Below are 14,575 nucleotides of genomic sequence, written 5' to 3' on the forward strand. Positions count from 1 at the left end.
AGGGCTCGGGGGTCGTTCCGTCCCGGCGCGGTACTGGACTGCCCGGCCGTCGCCGGGCGGCGGATCACAGCGGGCCGACCACCAGCAACGTCGCCCAGTACTCCGCGGCCGCGGGGCCGATCAGCGGCAAAAGGAAATCGAACAGCAGGTACGACATGAACCAACTACCTCCACAACCGAACGGGAACGGCCCCGCCGTCAACGAGACCACGACGCCGAATCGCATGCGTCCCTGTGAGCACTACCCTCCGGCGCCCTGAATCATCGCGACGCTATCACGATCGTGAAACAGATCACATGGGTTCACGGCCGGTCAGCGGATGGAACGGACCTCCGGATCGACAGTGCCCGACGCCGCCTCGGCCGCTTCGGCGAGCAGCTCGTCCAGGTGATATGGGTAGACGGTTTCGCCGGAGCTGTCCAGCGCGACGATGTCGGCCGCCGTGCACCACTTGTTTCCGGTGATGGAGCGGCGCTCGATCGCGGTCAGATTCGCCGCGTGCGGCTGGAAGGCGCGCAACCGCAATGCGAAGAACAGTTCCTCGGATCGGATCAGCTGGCCGTCGAAGGGAAATACCGCGACCCGCCGCCAGATCGGACCGCGCAGGTCGGCCGGGTCCGCGCGGTAGCCGGTCTCCTCGTACAGTTCCCGCACCGCCGCCACGCGCAGGCTCTCCCCCGGCTCCACGCCGCCGCCGACGGTGAACCAGAACGACACCTCCGGCGTCTTCGGATCGTTGCCGCGCATCAGCAGGGTCCGGTCCTGCTCGTCGAGCAGCACGATGCGCGCGGTGGTGCGGATGGTGTCCACCGCGAGCCCGGTGGAGGCCGCGGGTGTGGCGCGCTCGGTGATCTCGAAGTAGGAGGGCAGTGGGGCGGTACCGCCCAGATGCAGGATCCGGACCGGGCGGCGTGTACGCAGCGCCAACGTGTCGCGCACCGCGTCGTTGTGGAAACGGCGGGCGATCAGCACCCTCGCCTCGGCGTCGGCCAGCTCGGCCACCAGCTGCGGCCGCAGCGTGCCGATGTCGACCGCCGACAGCGCCGAGGACAACCGGTTCTCCACGGTCTCCCGCTCGGCCCGACCCGCGCGCTCGGCGCGATCCGCCAGCGACGAGAGCTGTCTGGCCTGCTCCGCCAGGGCCGGGTCGGACACCGGGCCCGCGATGGCCATGGCGACCGACCTGGCCACCACCGCCCGCCGCGCCAGGGCAGCGTCCAGCGCCTGCCAGGACTGGTCGGAGCGCACGTGCAAGCGGTCGAGCCGGTTGGCGGTGGAGTACGCCCACAGACCGATGGCGACGACCACCGCCGCGATCAGCGCGAGGACGAGAACGGTCGTCGCGGAGAAGGTGATCATCCGGCCGCCCGCACTCTCGTGTCGCCGACGGTCACCGTCTCGTAGACGCGCAGGATCTGTTCGGCAACCACCGGCCAGTCGTATTCGCCGACCACTTGCGTCGCCGTGCGCACCAAGGCCTCCCTGCGCGCCTCGTCGGTGAGCACCGAGTGCAACGCGGCGGCCAGCGCAGCCGAGTCGCCGACCGGGACCAGCATGCCCGCCGCACCGTCCCGCAGCACCCGGCGGAACGCGTCCAGTTCACTGGCCACGACCGGGGTGCCCGCCGCCATCGCCTCGATCAGGATGATGCCGAAGCTCTCTCCGCCCAGGTTGGGCGCGACGTACACGTCCGCGCTGCGCATCGCCGAAGCCTTCTCCTCGTCGGACACCTGGCCGAGAAAACGCAGGTGACCGGCCAGCTTGCCCGCTTCACGCCGTAAGCGGTCCTCGTCGCCGCGGCCCACGATCAGAATCTCGACCTCGGGATGCCTGCGCACCAGATCGGGAAGCGCGCCGAGCAACACCTCCATACCTTTGCGTGGCTCGTCGTAGCGTCCGAGGAACAGCACCGTCCCGCCCGCACGCGGATAGCCGGGCAGCACGGGCGCGCGGGCGAACGCCGATACGTCCACGCCGTTGGGAATCTCGACCGCGTCCGATCCCAGCGCCTCGACCTGCCAGCGCCGCGCCAGCTCCGAGACGGCGATACGGCCGGAGATCTTCTCGTGATACGGCCGCAGCACGCCCTGGAAAGTACTCAGCACCAACGATTTCGTTGTCGAGGTGTGGAAAGTCGCGACGATCGGGCCCTCGGCGATCTTCAGCGCGAGCATGGACAAGCTCGGCGCGTTCGGCTCGTGGATATGCAGCACATCGAAATCGTTGCCGTCGATCCACCGGCGAATCCTGGTGTAGGCCATGGGCCCGAAGGACAGCCGGGCCACCGACCCGTTGTACGGGATGGCCACCGCACGGCCCGCCGACACCACGAACTCCGGCAGTGGCGTGCCTTCGGAGGCGGGCGCGAGCACGCTCACCTTGTGCCCGCGCTCGTTGAACACCCGCGCCAGCTCGACGACATGCGCCTGCACCCCGCCGGGGACGTCGAACGAATAGGGGCAGACCATGCCGATCTTCATGGCGATACGTCTCCCTGCTCGGCCCGGATGCTCGCCTGCGCGGTGGCGATCATGGCGCGCCGCCCGGGCGAGAGATCGCTCTCCCACAATGGTTGCAGCATGTGCCAATCCGCTGGATGCTCGGCGATATTCGCGGCGAAGCGATCCGCCAATGCCTGGGTAGCCGCGGCCACCCCGCCGGAAACGTCCACCGGCGCTTCGGTTTTCAGGCCCCAGTCCTCACGGCCGTCGGCATCGGCCTCGAACCAGGCGTGCACCGGTATCAACGCCGCACCGGTCTCGATCGCCAATTTCGCCGCGCCGGCGGGCATCCAGGTGCGCTCACCGAAGAACTGCACGGGTACGCCCTTGCCGGTGAGGTCGCGCTCGCCCAACAGGCACACGACCCCGTTCTGCCGCAGGCGCGCCGCCAACTGGGCGAACGGCGGTTGCTCGCCTCCGGTCAGCGGGAACACCTCGAAGCCGAGGCTCTCCCGGTAGGCGACGAACCGCTCGAACAGCGATTCCGGCTTCAGCCGCTCGGCCACGGTGGCGAAGCGTCCGTAGTGTTGCACCAGCCAGACGCCTGCCATGTCCCAGTTGCCCGAGTGCGGCAGCACGAGTACCACGCCTCGCCCCTCGGCCAGTGCGGCGTCCAGGTACGGCAACCCACCGACGAAGTAGTCGATCGTGGAGTGGTCCATCGTCGGCAGCCGGAACGCCTCGCGCCAGTACCGCGCATAGGACCGCATGCTCGCGCTGATCAACTCATCCGGCACGTCGGCGGGAAGTACGCCGAGTACCCGCGCCAGGTTGCGCCGCAACTGGTTCGGCGCGCCTCCCGCGCGGAACTCCCGATTGGCGCGACGCGCGACGCGCTCCGCGCCCCATTCGAACAGCCGCCGGGCCGTCGGCTCGGGCAGCGCACGCACCAGCCGCCAACCCGTCGCGTATCCGGCGGCGCCGATCTGCTCTCCGATGTTCATTCGCACTCCCGCGCCGCCGGTCGGTGAGCCGCCGCCACGGATACCCGGACGCTTCCGTCGATCGGTCGGCGTCCGGTGTCAGGTGAGATCACGACGGAAGTCCCGTGGTGTCGGCGCTGCCCGCGCTCGGGCGCTGCGGCTGCCCGGCCGGGATCACGGTGCGCGCTCCTGGAGAATTGCGCACGGCCAGCACCCGCTGGACGACGGTGACGATGCTGAGCACGGCCAGGATCCACATGGCCACGTGCACGGCGTAGGTCAGCCACTCGACCCCCCAGTGTCCGCCGATCCCGGTGAACCCGGCGCCGACCAGCACGATGATCAGCCGGTCCGGCCGCTCGATGAGGCCGCCGTCCGCCGACAGCCCGCTGGCCTCGGCGCGCGCCTTGGCGTAGGAGATCACCTGCGAGGTGACCAGGACGACGAGCGTCGCGGCGAACAGCGGCTTGTGCTGCTCGTGGAAGACCGCCCACCAGGCCAGGCCGCCGAAGATGGCGCCGTCGGCCAGCCGGTCACAGGTGGCGTCGAGCACCGCGCCGTATTTCGTGCCGCCGCCGCGGGCCCTGGCCATCGCGCCGTCGAGCATGTCGAACATGACGAACAACCAGATCACCATGGTTCCCCAGAACAGGTGTCCGGTCGGGAAGAGCGTGACCGCGGCGACGATGGAGGCGGTGGTGCCGATCAGCGTCATGGCGTCGGGAGTCAGCCCCGTGCCGACCAGCGCTCGGCCCAGCGGGGCCGTCGCTTTGGCGAACGCCTCGCGGCCGAAGAAGCTCAGCACGGCCGATCCGCCCGGTCGCTCATCTACGCCTCCTTCCAGGCCGCCGACAGCAGCGCCCTGGTCTCGCGCAGCAGTTGCGGCATGACCTTCGCCCCGCCGATGACGGTGATGAAGTTCGCGTCGCCACCCCAGCGCGGCACGATGTGCTGGTGCAGGTGGTCGGCCAGCGACCCGCCCGCCACCCCGCCGAGATTCAGCCCGACGTTGAACCCGTGCGGCCGGGACACCCTCTTCATCACCCGGATCGCCTGCTGGGTGAAGGCCATCAATTCGGCGCTCTCCGCCTCGGTGAGGTCCTCCAGGTTCGCGACCTTGCGGTACGGCACCACCATCATGTGCCCCGGGTTGTACGGGTACAGGTTGAGCACGGCGTACACCAGTTCGCCCCGGGCCACGACCAGTCCGTCCTCGTCGGACATCTTCGGGATGTCGGTGAAGGGATGACCGGTCGAGTCCTTGGGCCCCGTGGCCGCTTCGGCGATGTAGGACATGCGGTACGGCGTCCACAGCCGCAGCAGCCGATCCGGTTCCCCGGCGCCGGAGTCCACGATGCTGCCCGGCTCGTCCGAAGGCGCGGTCTCGTCCAAGTCCGCGATTCCGTCCGGCACCGTACGCTCGGTCATGCCCCACCCTTGCTCGATGATCGGATCTCGAAACCGTCGGCTGTCGGCGAAGCGTTCTCCCGGTGGGCGATCCACGCGACGATGGTGGCCACCGCGTCGTCGACCGGGACGCCGTTGACCTGGGTGCCGTCGCGGAAGCGGAAGCTCACGGCGTTCGCGTTCACGTCGCGCTCACCGGCCAGCAGCATGAACGGCACCTTCTGCGCGGTGTTGTTGAAGATCTTCTTCTGCATGCGGTCGTCGCTGCGGTCCACCTGCGCGCGAATGCCCTCGTCCTGCAACCGCTCGATCACCCGATCCAGGTGCGGGGCGAAGGCTTCCGCGACCGGGATGCCCACGACCTGCACCGGCGCGAGCCACGCCGGGAACGCGCCCGCGTAGTGCTCGGTGAGCACACCGAAGAATCGCTCGATGGAGCCGAACAGTGCCCGGTGAATCATGACCGGCCGCTGCTTGGTGCCGTCGGAGGCGGTGTACTCCAGGTCGAAACGCTCGGGCAGGTTGAAGTCCAGCTGGATGGTCGACATCTGCCAGGTGCGGCCCAGCGCGTCCTTGGCCTGCACGGAGATCTTCGGCCCGTAGAAAGCGGCGCCGCCGGGATCGGGCACCAGCTCCAGACCGGAGGCCGAGGCGACCTTGGACAAGGTCTCGGTGGCCTCCTCCCAGATCTCCTCGGAACCGACGAACTTCTTCGGGTCCTTGGTGGACAACTCGAGGTAGAAGTCGTCGAGGCCGTAGTCCTTCAGCAGATCCAGCACGAACCGCAGCGTGTCGGTCAGCTCGCTGTGCATCTGCTCTTTGGTGCAGTAGATGTGCGCGTCGTCCTGGGTCATGCCGCGCACCCGGGTGAGTCCGTGCACCACGCCGGACTTCTCGTAGCGGTAGACCGAGCCGAACTCGAACAGCCGCAGCGGCAGTTCCCGATACGACCGCCCGCGAGCGCGGAAGATCAGATTGTGCATCGGGCAGTTCATCGGCTTGACGTAGTAGTCCTGGCCGGGCTTGCGGACGGTGCCGTCCTCGTTGAGTTCGGCGTCCAGGTGCATCGCGGGGAACATGCCGTCGCGGTACCAGTCCAGGTGACCGGAGACCTCGAACAGATGCCCCTTGGTGATGTGCGGGGTGTTGACGAACTCGTAGCCCGCGGCGACATGCCTGCGGCGCGAGTACTCCTCCAATTCCTTGCGGATGATGCCGCCCTTGGGGTGGAAGACCGGAAGGCCGGAACCGAGTTCGTCTGGGAAGCTGAACAGGTCGAGTTCCAGGCCCAGCTTGCGATGATCGCGGCGCTCGGCCTCGGCGAGCAGGTGCAGGTGCTCGTCGAGCGCCTCCTGGGATTCCCACGCGGTGCCGTAGATGCGCTGCAGATCCTCGCGGCTCTGGTCACCGCGCCAATACGCGGCCGAGCTGCGGGTCAGTTTGAAGGCCGGGATGAACTTGGTGGTAGGAACGTGCGGCCCGCGGCACAGATCGCCCCAGACCTTCGCACCGGTGCGCGGATCCAAATTGTCGTAGATGGTCAGCTCTTTGCCGCCGACCTCCATGACCTCCGGGTCGTCGATGCCGGACTTGTCGCTGATCAGCTCCAGTTTGAACGGTTCCCCGGCCAGTTCGACCCTGGCGTCCTCGACCTCGACCACCCGGCGGGAGAACCGCTGCGCGCCCTTGACGATCTTCTTCATCCGGGATTCCAGCTTGGCCAGATCCTCCGGGGTGAACGGCCGCTCGACGCGGAAGTCGTAGTAGAACCCGTCCTTGATGTAGGGGCCGATGCCGAGCTTCGCCCCGGGGAACTCCTGCTGCACCGCTTGGGCGAGCACGTGCGCGGCGGAGTGCCGGATGACGTTGCGGCCGTCGTCGGTGTTCGCCGCCACCGGCTCCACGTCGACGTCGTCGTCCGGAGTCCAGGACAGGTCCTTGAGTTCACCGTCCACCCGGACGACGACCACGGTCTCCGGCCCCTTGGTGGGTAGTCCCGCCTCGCGCACCGCGGCGCCCGCCGTCGTCCCGGCCGGCACCCGGACGAGGGCGACAGGACTGATGGGGGCTGAGGTGGTCACGGCTGCGCTCTCCTTGGCGTTCTCGTGTGCGGGCTGGGTCCCCGCTGGATGGTGGCCGATCGCATGTTCGCCCGGCGCGACCATGCTACTGTCCCGCCGCGCTCGTCCGCCCCTCCGGGCTTCGAGGCCGTACGAGTCAGATCGTCAGTCTCGGGCCAGGTCGGCGAGCAGGGCCGTTCGTTCGACGGCGGGCCGCTTCGGGCAACTGGTGCACATCTGGCAGCCGGGGACCTCGAACACCAGGCAGCAGGAGATGCGCCGGACGAAGGTGCGCCCGCCGATCTCGACGAACCGCGGCGCCGGCAGTTTGCCACCGATGTCGGAGGCGAGCCGTGCGCCCGCGTCCGGCGAACCGGCGTCCAGGGCACGGTTGCCGATCGCATCGGCGGCGATCGCCCACAGCGACGGCACTCCCGCCCCGGACACCTCGGCGACCGGCTCGATCACGGCGGTGAGCGTCGCCCGCAGCGCCGCAGCGCCGCCGCGGGCGGAACCACTGTCCGCCACTACGCGCACCCGCTCGACCCCACCGTCGGGACGCACCTCGCAATCCATACGGTCCAGTGCGGGTTCCGGTGCGTCCTGGTCGGCGGCGTACGCCCGCGCGATCTGCTCCACCAGAGCGGAGGCGGCCATGCACCACCACAGCGTGCCGGCGATGCGCGGCGACGCGGTCCCCCAGGAGTGGCCCATCTCCGCGATCCGCGCGGCCAGCCATTCCGGCTGGGTGAGCGTGCGCCCCGGCACGGTGGTCACCGTCACAGGGGGCTGCGCAGCCATTCCCATTCCACTCCGATCCAACTGCCCACGAGCCCAAAGGTTCCCAAAATCCACAGCGTCGCGACGACCAGCGCCGCGGTGGCGACCGCCCCCGCCACCTGCACGACCCGGCCCTGACCGGAGTACCAGGCCATCAATTGCCGGTACCGGTCCCGCAGCCAGGTCAACACCCTGTGCGCCCAAGCGAATTCGGTGGCCAGGATGCCGAGCCCGGCGAACACGATCGCCCAGCCGGGACCGGGATAGGGGATCGCGAGGACACCGACCGCGAGCACGGCGACACCGACCACCGCGACCACGATCCGGTAGCCGAGGTACAGGGTAGGTCGTCGTTCGAGTCCGGCACGGAAGGCGCGCCAGCGGGTCGGCCGGTGGGCCGAGCCCGATTTCAGATCAGCGGACACGTCCCCAGAGTACGAGCAATCCGGCCCACCGAACTCGGCCCCACGTGCCCGGACACAGTGATCCCGCCCGGGCGGCGCGCCCGGGCGGGATCACTCGTCCCCGTCGATCAGACCAGTTCGTGAGCGGGCTGCTGGCCCGCGTCATCGATGTGCGCGATGCCGTTCTCGGTCACCTCGACGACCCGGGCGCTGCCGATGTCGAAGAAAAGGCCCGACACCGTGACGCCGCGCTCGGCGACCGCCTTGCGCACCGCCGGGTGCCGGTGCAGCAGCTCGAGCTGCACCGCGACGTTCACCATGGCCAGCTGATCGACCTCGCCGAAGCCGGCTTCCCGCGCCGCGGCCGCTACCGGATGGCCCGCCCGGAACCGCTCCAGACTCGGCTGCGCGTGAGCCAGCCAGGCGTCCACACCGGGCACCTGGGCGCCGGTGTGCAACGCCTTCATCGCACCGCAGGAGGAATGCCCGCAGACCACGATCGAGCGGACGTTCAGCTGTTCGAGCGCGAACACCAGGGCGGCCTCGACCGACGCGTCACCCTCGGCGGGCGCGAGATTGCCCACGTTGCGCACGGTGAACAGGTCACCCGGCCCGCTGTTGGTGATGATGTTCGGCACGATCCGCGAGTCCGAGCAGGTCAGGAAGAACGAATCCGGGTCCTGCTTGTCGCGCAGCTCGTCCAGATGCGGCCGGACCACGTGCGCGTGGCTGCGGTGATAGGCCGCGACACCGGCCGCGACCGGGTTCTCGTGGCGCTGATCGCGCCGCCACGGGCCGAGGATCTCGTCCCAGACCGAGCGAGCGAAACTCCGCGACGGCGGTTTCGCCGTCGCGTGCGCCATCCTGGCCCCGCCGATCTCCACGAAGTCGACGCTGCCGCCGCTGCTCACCTGCTGGCGGGCGAACTCCTCGACGGCCTCGAATGCCGCGTGATCGAGGAAGTCGACCGTCATCTCCACCGTGACGTCGGCTCCCGCGGGGATCTTCGCGAACTGCGCCGACAGCTTCGGCAGCGCGAGGAAGGTGGCCGAGCCGTCGATGGTCATCAGCCAGCGCTGGGTGCCCGGGATCTGTTCGGCCTTGACCGCCACCCGGACCACCCGCCACAGCAGCAGGCCGAAGGCCAGGCCCAGGCCGATCAGCACGCCCTCCAGCAGGTTCAAGAACACCACGCTGAGCAGCGTCACGGCGTAGACCAGCAGGTCGCCGGTGCGCCGGGCCAGCTTGATGTGGGCCAGCTTGACCAGCTGGGTGCCGATCACGATGAGCAGACCGGCCAGCGCGGCCTTCGGGATCTGCTCCACCACCGACACCAGGGCCACCGAGAACACCAGGAGCCAGACGCCGTGCAGGATCGCGGAGGCGCGGCTGTGCGCGCCCGCCTGCACGTTGGTGGCGCTGCGCACGATGACGCCGGTTACCGGCAGGCCGCCGAGCAGGCCGGACAGCACATTCGCCGAGCCCTGGCCGATCAGCTCACGGTCGAAGTCGGTGCGCTTGCGCGTGTGCATCTTGTCCACCGCCACCGCGGACAGCAGGCTCTCCACGCTGGCGATCAGGGCGATGGTGATGATGGCGAGGACCAGCCCCGACCAGTCTCCGTTCGGCAGCGCGGGCAGGCCGATGGCGTCGAAGAGCGAGCCGTTGAGCACGATGCGCTCGGCGTCCAGCGGCAGCGCCAGCGACAACGCCGTGCCGACGAGCACCGCGACCAAGGGGCCCGGAACGACGCGGAGCCGCGCGGGCATGTACTTCCAGCCGAGCATGATCGCGATCACGACCGCGCCGATCAACGCACCGCCGCCGTGCAGGGACATCAGCTGTCCGGGCAGCTCGATGATGTTCCGCCAGGCCGAGCTGTGCGAGGAACCACCGAGCAGCACATGGATCTGCTGCAGCGCGATCGTGATGCCGATACCGGCGAGCATCGCGTGCACCACCACCGGCGCCACGGCGAGCGCCGCTCTGGCCACCCGGCTGAGCCCGAGCAGAATCTGCAGCACACCGGCTATCACGACGATGAAACAGGTGAGACGCCAACCGAATCGGTCGATCGTCTCGGCGACGACGACGGTGAGGCCCGCGGCGGGGCCGCTCACCTGGAGTACCGAACCACCCAGCGTTCCGGCGACGATACCGCCGATGACGGCGGCGATGAGCCCTGCGGCGACGGGCGCTCCGGACGCGATCGCGATGCCGAGTGAAAGCGGCAGCGCGACAAGGAAAACCACGATCGAGGCGGGCACGTCGTGGCGGAGGATATCGGTGAAGCGATCGGACAACGGTCCGGAACTGCGGCCCGAGCCCGTCGGTGTCGGTTCGGGCATTGACAGTGGCGGGGCTAAATCGTGATCGATAGCCATGACTCTCCTTCGCCGACTCGGCTGATTCGCCGAGGTCGGTTGACGATCAACATGTCCAGCAGGGCACAAGACCGCGAACCGGCATCTCGCGGTGAAGCAGTCCCGACACAGCGATGAGTCGAGATGTAAACGAGGACAAGTCTATTGGTAAAGACTTAGCAAAGCCTGAGAACTTCGCCAATTGTGTGTTATTCCCCACCGTCCTCTCATCGTGATCACCGTGACGTGCCGCACATCGCCCGGTCAGACGGGTTCTGCCGCGATCCGCCGCCCGTCGTCGCCGAACCTCCCGATACCGTCGACCATGACTTCGATCACACGGGCAGTAGCCGGCTGGCAGAACGACCCCGAACCCGCCACGTCCCGCTCCTCGATGCCGCGCCACGCGGCCGGATGCGCGTACAGCGTCTCCAGCGCGTCGGTCGGGCCCGCCGCCATCGAGACGCCCCCGCCCCGCGCCGACACCTGGTTGCTTACGTTCCGGACGGCGCACCGGTCGCCACGCCCGCTGTTGCGCTCGGGCACGATTCGCCCGTCGGCGCAGGCGAGGAAAAGCGTTCGCCGCCATGGCCGGGCGACCGACCCGAAGCGCCCGCGCTGCGGCGGTGCCGCCGAGGCGGCGGCCGTTCGCGCACTGCCCGGCTCGGCGAATTGCACCGCGCCAACGCGGGATTCACGCTCGCGCGCCCCGCGAGCCACCGGCACGCAGAGCGAAAGCGATAGCGCGACAAGGGGAATCACGGTCGAGCCGGTCGGATCGGCAGGGGCGGTGCCGGTCAGGCGACCGGCCGTGCCCGCGCGCAGCGACGTCCGTGGTGCGGAATCGGTGTCGGTGGACATATTTTCTCCTTCGCCGGGACGTGACCCCGGTTCATCGGTCAAACATGTTCTTGGCATCGAAAGCGAGCGGCGGGCAGGGCTGCCGCCCTCCGTGGGCGGAAGCGCGACCCGTGACGCAGCAATGATAGTAAAGACTTCGCAAAGCGTATGGAAAGGGTTCGGGCTCCCAGGAGGGCAACCGCTACCATAATGTGACCCAGGTCACAGTGCAACAAAGAGGGTGGCCTCTGAAGATCAGCCGGGCGCGGCGAAGATGCGAAGAAAAAAGACCGGGCAGAAACTGCACCGGTCTCGAACTGCGTGAGTGGTCCCAGCTGGGATCGAACCAGCGACCTTCCGCGTGTGAGGCGGACGCTCTCCCGCTGAGCTATGAGACCTGACATCACTTCCGGCGACTCGGGTTGCCGTCCGGACGAGACGAAACATTAGCACGCGCCACCGTCGGTTCACCAAATCGCCATCCGGACAGAGTTCATTGGCGGGGCAGGCGGCCCTCCGTCGGCTCCACGCCGGAACCCGGTTCGGGCGATCCGGCCGACGGTCGAAGCGAGCCACCCGAGCGCAGCAGCCGACTTCGACCCGAGCAGCCGGAGTGACGACAGAAGCCCCTGCTCCCCCATCAACCCCATCGGCCACCCACGTAACAGCACGCCACTTTGCCGATTCCCCTCGTTCTACCAGCGGATTTGTACCTTTCACCGAGCGTCCGCTAATGTTCTGTCTCGCACCACGGAGGCCGGAAACGAGCTCCGGGGAGGCAAAATGCGGATGTAGCGCAGCTGGTAGCGCATCACCTTGCCAAGGTGAGGGTCGCGGGTTCGAATCCCGTCATCCGCTCGAGAGGTAGGGCCAGGCAACATTACGCCGTCCCCCTTCGCACGGTGGAGTGGCCGAGTGGTGAGGCAACGGCCTGCAAAGCCGTGCACACGGGTTCGATTCCCGTCTCCACCTCGCGCGATTAGCTCAGCGGGAGAGCGCTTCCCTGACACGGAAGAGGTCACTGGTTCAATCCCAGTATCGCGCACCACCGTCTCACCAGGTCAGGCCCGGTTTTCACCGGGTCTGATTTCGTTTGTGCCCCCGCAGCACCTGCTCATCGACACGAGCCGCATCCCAGGTCATCCGCCAGTGCCGCCCGTGCCCGGCGTGCATGACGCGTCTCATGTTCTCGTTCTTCGCCGCACGCCCCGAGCCTGCCGGTCTGAGCCTTTCGTCCGTGTACCGGACATCTGCGGGCCTATTGGCGCGGAGTGCACTGGCCGCACGCGCTGCCCTCCGGCGTATGCGCCGTGGGTTGCCCTCATGCGCCGGGTGCCGGACAAGGAATCCATCGTCGGCTGATCGGTCCACCCCACCAGGAGAGCGCGCATATGTCGGCTCGTCTCCCGTAGCCCTAGCACGATCGAGCCGCGGCCGATCGCATCTGCTGTACAAAAGTCACAGTGGGCCAACGCTATTCGAGAGATGGTCCCTGACGTTGTTCCGGGTGAAGTAATGCTGGACGCGCCAGCTTCGATATCGGCGAACAACCGGCCGATCGAGGCCGAAACGGGAGGAGTGACATGAGAGGCATCGCGTGCGACGTAGCCGGTTGGGCTGTGGCCGTGGGCCTGGGCGCCGGTATCTCGCTGGTCGGTGGCGCTGCCGCGGAGGCAGCGCCGGTAGGGTGCGGCGTCGACAGGACACCCACAGCCGCGACGTCGCATTGCGCAGGCGGCGATGGCGTGCACCGGGCGGGGGTCCGGTGTGTCGGCATCATGCCGCTGATCGCGGGCCCCGTGGTGCTTCCGGTTCCGGGGCAATGGTCGAAGCCGGGACCGACGGTCGCGGGGGCAATCCCGTCGACTGCGTCGTGCACTTCCGGTCCGATGGAATTCGGTGTCGCGATCGACGCATGGGCGGATTGCGGCACGCCGCATCCGCAGTGGAGTCACTACATCGACTGGCGTCGCTGCTGAGGACGGGTCACGGCTGGACGAGGGGGTGTTCCTCGCCCCATTTCAGCATGGCGTACAGGACCTCGACGAGACTCTGCCCGTCTTCGGTGAGCGCGTAGACGACCCGGGGCGGCACTTCGGCGTGCACGGTGCGCGTGAGGATCCGCTGATGTTCCAGTGCCCTGAGTCGGTCGGTGAGGGTCTTGGCACTGGGAGCGCCGAGGGCGGTGCGCAGGTCGCCGAACCGTTTGGGCCCCGACAGCAGCTCCCGGACGATCAGCGTGGTCCACTTCCCGTCCAGCACCTTCAGCGTGCGCTCGATGCCGCACCCCCGGGGCGCGGCCGCGTTCAGTCGTTCCAGCTGGTCACCGCCGATAGTTCCCATAAGGAACCTATATCACGTTCTGGGTATCGCTTCATCGGCGAAACTAACGTCGCCGGGCATGAACAGTTCCACCGTGATCGTCCACGGCGCGACAGGCGCCCAGGGAGCCGCGATCGTGCGCGGGCTCGTATCGGCAGGACATCGTGTGCGCGGCATCGCCCGCCCCGCCTCCGCCTCCCGGCTGCACCCGGACGCCGAACCGGTTCGCGCCGATCTGCTCGACGCCGATTCGCTGGCCGCGGCGTACACCGGCGCCGACGCCGTGGTCGTCCAATTGCCACTGGTGTTCGCCGCCGAGCCGGCCATCCGGCAGGCGCGGGCGGTGCTGGCCGCGCTCCGGGCGGCGGGGGTGCGGCGAGCGGTCTTCAACCCGGGCAGTGTGGTGCCCGGCGAGGCGGTCGGCGTGCCGTTCGTGGACGCGCGCGTACTCGTGTCGGCCGAACTGCCTCGGATCGTCGAGACCGCCACCGTGGTCGCGCCCGCACGCACGTACCTGGACAACCTCGCAGCCCCGTGGTCCGCCCCGCTCGTCCGTGGCGGGGAGGTCGCGTATCCGCTTCCGGAAGACCTTCCCGTTCCGTGGGTCGCGCTGGACGATCTCGGCGCCGCCGTCGCCGCTCTGATCACGTCGACGGCTCCTCCCCCACTGCGCATCGTGGCAGGTCCGCAGGCACTGACCGGGAATCAGGTCGCCGACGAACTCGCCGCCATCCTCGGGTACCCGGTGCGGTGGAATGCGATCACCCCGGCCGCCTACCAGCGGATGCTGGCGCCGCATCTCGGGGCCGAGGCCGCCGAAGGCATCGCCGGGGTCTACACGCCACCGCCTCCGGGGGCACCCTCGCCGCCGCAGCCGGATCCGGCGGTGATCACGGTCGGCACCACCACCGTGCGCGACTGGGCAGCACGTCAGGACTGGTCGGAGCACGCCCGTACCGGGAAGGGCTGAGCAG

At 68.7% G+C, this 14,575-nt stretch carries 12 protein-coding genes and 4 tRNA genes; 4 read left to right on the forward strand and 12 right to left on the reverse strand.

Annotated features, from left to right (window positions below):
• Nucleotides 1–313: 313 nt before the first annotated feature.
• The 11 genes from ON27_RS17040 to ON27_RS17090 all read right to left on the reverse strand — a co-directional run bounded on the left by ON27_RS17040 (nt 314) and on the right by ON27_RS17090 (nt 11,677).
• Entirely contained in the window at nt 314–1,357 is a 1,044-nt protein-coding gene (locus tag ON27_RS17040; RefSeq protein WP_043727756.1) for an NUDIX hydrolase, read from the reverse strand.
• Nucleotides 1,357–2,481, reverse strand: a complete 1,125-nt coding sequence (locus ON27_RS17045; protein WP_043727738.1) for a glycosyltransferase family 4 protein — start codon at nt 2,479–2,481, stop codon at nt 1,357–1,359. The genes ON27_RS17040 and ON27_RS17045 overlap by 1 nt, the downstream gene beginning before the upstream one ends.
• Complete coding sequence (locus tag ON27_RS17050) at nt 2,478–3,446, reverse strand: phosphatidylinositol mannoside acyltransferase (protein WP_043727740.1); 969 nt, start codon at nt 3,444–3,446, stop codon at nt 2,478–2,480. Before ON27_RS17050 ends, ON27_RS17045 begins: the two co-directional genes overlap by 4 nt.
• 88 nt (nt 3,447–3,534) lie before the next feature.
• The gene (gene pgsA, locus ON27_RS17055; RefSeq protein WP_043727744.1) at nt 3,535–4,230 is read right to left on the reverse strand and encodes a phosphatidylinositol phosphate synthase; all 696 of its coding nucleotides are present in this window, start codon (nt 4,228–4,230) and stop codon (nt 3,535–3,537) included.
• 23 nt (nt 4,231–4,253) lie between these two features.
• Entirely contained in the window at nt 4,254–4,853 is a 600-nt protein-coding gene (locus ON27_RS17060; RefSeq protein WP_051046695.1) for an ATP adenylyltransferase, read from the reverse strand.
• On the reverse strand, nt 4,850–6,913 hold the full coding sequence (thrS, locus tag ON27_RS17065; protein ID WP_043727763.1) for a threonine--tRNA ligase: 2,064 nt from the start codon (nt 6,911–6,913) through the stop codon (nt 4,850–4,852). The genes ON27_RS17060 and thrS overlap by 4 nt, the downstream gene beginning before the upstream one ends.
• A 144-nt stretch (nt 6,914–7,057) precedes the next feature.
• Nucleotides 7,058–7,693, reverse strand: a complete 636-nt coding sequence (locus ON27_RS17070) for a (2Fe-2S)-binding protein (protein ID WP_245559987.1) — start codon at nt 7,691–7,693, stop codon at nt 7,058–7,060.
• Nucleotides 7,672–8,097 carry a TIGR02611 family protein gene (locus tag ON27_RS17075; RefSeq protein WP_051046696.1) on the reverse strand — a complete coding sequence of 142 codons (426 nt, stop codon included), beginning with the start codon at nt 8,095–8,097 and terminating at the stop codon, nt 7,672–7,674. Before ON27_RS17075 ends, ON27_RS17070 begins: the two co-directional genes overlap by 22 nt.
• Nucleotides 8,098–8,204: 107 nt before the next feature.
• A complete protein-coding gene (locus ON27_RS17080; RefSeq protein ID WP_043727749.1) occupies nt 8,205–10,460 on the reverse strand; it encodes a solute carrier family 23 protein in 2,256 nt (751 codons plus the stop codon).
• A 243-nt stretch (nt 10,461–10,703) separates the two neighbouring features.
• The gene (locus ON27_RS17085; protein ID WP_043727752.1) at nt 10,704–11,300 is read right to left on the reverse strand and encodes a carbonic anhydrase; all 597 of its coding nucleotides are present in this window, start codon (nt 11,298–11,300) and stop codon (nt 10,704–10,706) included.
• A 305-nt stretch (nt 11,301–11,605) separates the two neighbouring features.
• Nucleotides 11,606–11,677, reverse strand: a tRNA-Val gene (locus tag ON27_RS17090).
• A gap of 387 nt (nt 11,678–12,064) precedes the next feature.
• Between ON27_RS17090 and ON27_RS17095 the strand changes: the two genes are divergently transcribed.
• The 3 genes from ON27_RS17095 (at nt 12,065) to ON27_RS17105 (ending at nt 12,327) form a co-directional block, all read left to right on the forward strand.
• Nucleotides 12,065–12,137: transfer RNA gene (locus ON27_RS17095), tRNA-Gly, on the forward strand.
• Between the two features lie 43 nt (nt 12,138–12,180).
• Nucleotides 12,181–12,251 (forward strand) — tRNA-Cys (locus ON27_RS17100).
• 1 nt (nt 12,252) lies between these two features.
• A tRNA-Val gene (locus ON27_RS17105) sits at nt 12,253–12,327 on the forward strand.
• A gap of 938 nt (nt 12,328–13,265) precedes the next feature.
• Here ON27_RS17105 and ON27_RS17110 read toward each other — a convergent pair.
• Entirely contained in the window at nt 13,266–13,622 is a 357-nt protein-coding gene (locus ON27_RS17110) for a winged helix-turn-helix transcriptional regulator (RefSeq protein WP_051046697.1), read from the reverse strand.
• A 58-nt stretch (nt 13,623–13,680) separates the two neighbouring features.
• On the opposite strand from ON27_RS17110, the gene ON27_RS17115 reads away from it, so the two are divergent.
• On the forward strand, nt 13,681–14,571 hold the full coding sequence (locus ON27_RS17115) for an NmrA family NAD(P)-binding protein (protein WP_051046698.1): 891 nt from the start codon (nt 13,681–13,683) through the stop codon (nt 14,569–14,571).
• Nucleotides 14,572–14,575 lie beyond the last annotated feature (4 nt).

Source organism: Nocardia asiatica NBRC 100129 (assembly GCF_000308415.1).
Lineage (GTDB): Bacteria > Actinomycetota > Actinomycetes > Mycobacteriales > Mycobacteriaceae > Nocardia > Nocardia asiatica.

Coding starts and splice junctions, on each gene's coding strand:
- ON27_RS17045 (WP_043727738.1), bottom strand. CDS start 2,481: ATGAAGATCGGCATGGTCTGCCCCTATTCGTTCGACGTCCCCGGCGGG.
- ON27_RS17050 (WP_043727740.1), bottom strand. CDS start 3,446: ATGAACATCGGAGAGCAGATCGGCGCCGCCGGATACGCGACGGGTTGG.
- ON27_RS17060 (WP_051046695.1), bottom strand. CDS start 4,853: ATGACCGAGCGTACGGTGCCGGACGGAATCGCGGACTTGGACGAGACC.
- ON27_RS17070 (WP_245559987.1), bottom strand. CDS start 7,693: ATGGCTGCGCAGCCCCCTGTGACGGTGACCACCGTGCCGGGGCGCACG.
- ON27_RS17080 (WP_043727749.1), bottom strand. CDS start 10,460: ATGGCTATCGATCACGATTTAGCCCCGCCACTGTCAATGCCCGAACCG.
- ON27_RS17085 (WP_043727752.1), bottom strand. CDS start 11,300: ATGTCCACCGACACCGATTCCGCACCACGGACGTCGCTGCGCGCGGGC.
- ON27_RS17110 (WP_051046697.1), bottom strand. CDS start 13,622: ATGGGAACTATCGGCGGTGACCAGCTGGAACGACTGAACGCGGCCGCG.
- ON27_RS17115 (WP_051046698.1), top strand. CDS start 13,681: ATGAACAGTTCCACCGTGATCGTCCACGGCGCGACAGGCGCCCAGGGA.